This is a genomic window from Syntrophaceticus schinkii (assembly GCF_000946815.1).
GTDB classification, from domain to species: Bacteria; Bacillota; DSM-12270; order Thermacetogeniales; family Thermacetogeniaceae; genus Syntrophaceticus; species Syntrophaceticus schinkii.
On sequence record NZ_CDRZ01000119.1, the window covers coordinates 1 to 1,174 of the forward strand.

A 1,174-nucleotide genomic window follows, 5' to 3' on the forward strand; every position below is an offset into this window, starting at 1 on the left:
CAGGAAACATCATGCTCTGCATAAACTGAACCCTTAGTTTGAATCCGCGCCTTAATCCCTCCCGGAATACCAGTCAGGTGGATGACCCGGGAGCTTTTACGTATTTCTGCACCGGCTTCTCTTGCCTGAACAGCCAACTCCTGATCAAAGGCCACCCTGTCGATGGCCAACCCGTAAATCCTCTCCCCAACCAAATTGAAAATTCTATTATCGGGTGACATAACCAGGCTACCTTCGAGCTCATTGAGCACTACGTGGTTGGAAACCTGGGAAAGCTCCAAAGCCCTGGAACTGATCAGTCCGGAACACTGGAGAGGTTCACCTACAGCTGAGTGTTCCTCCCATCATTTTGCTTGCGCATTTTTATTTGATAATTTTATTTCTTTCCGTCAAGTTCAGTCTCCAGATTATGAATCCTTTCATTCAGATTTCTGTTCCTTCTTGAGTTCATCTTCATTTAGATTATCTTCACCCAGATCCCAATAGATCTCTTCTTCATCTTTCCCACGCAAAAACCCATCATTCAAGGAATTTAGTAATTTACGTTCAGACTTTGTCTTGGCCACTAACTGAAACCTCCTTTTTCCATATATTTGGAGTATACATTCGCTAGCAGCCTGATGGTATCCTTCGGGATAACTGGGAATAAATGTCGTTTTAATTTTTATATGGGTTTAAATAAAAACAAAATTCAGAGATATTTAATCTCTGAATAAAAAAAGGAACATATTGAGCATATTTTCGGCACCTTTATCAAATGGGTTTCTTTGGCTTGTTATATTCTACTGCCTCGTACTGCACCCTTGATAGGCACATTTCACAGAAATAGGTGGTCTTCGGATTTTTTTTCAAGGCGCTCGAAGTCTTTGTGTACATCTGTTATTATTTCTTTTTTACCACAGAGAGCACAGCGTACTTCCAATGTTTTTCTCCTCTCAGAGGCACTATGCCAATTCTCCCAGTACCTTTTCCAGGCAGATAATAAAACGTTTATTTTGTTCCGGTGTCCCCACTGTTACCCTGATATAGTTAGGTCGATCAAAAATATCTCCTGTACGAACGATTACCCCTTCTTTCAGCAGAGCAGTGAAGACTTCCTTGGAATCCCTTTTGATAATCTACGAAATGAAATTAGTCTCTGAGGGATATATCCCAGTCCGAGCCTTTACAAACC

At 41.3% G+C, this 1,174-nt stretch carries 2 protein-coding genes; both read right to left on the bottom strand.

The window, feature by feature from the left end; translation table 11 throughout:
* Positions 1-221, bottom strand: a 221-nt coding sequence (locus SSCH_RS06025; RefSeq protein WP_044664681.1) for an NAD(P)/FAD-dependent oxidoreductase, incomplete at its 3' end; no start/stop codon positions are given.
* A gap of 198 nt (positions 222-419) precedes the next feature.
* Complete coding sequence (locus SSCH_RS18205) at positions 420-566, bottom strand: hypothetical protein (protein WP_156972132.1); 147 nt, start codon at positions 564-566, stop codon at positions 420-422.
* Positions 567-1,174: the final 608 nt, after the last annotated feature.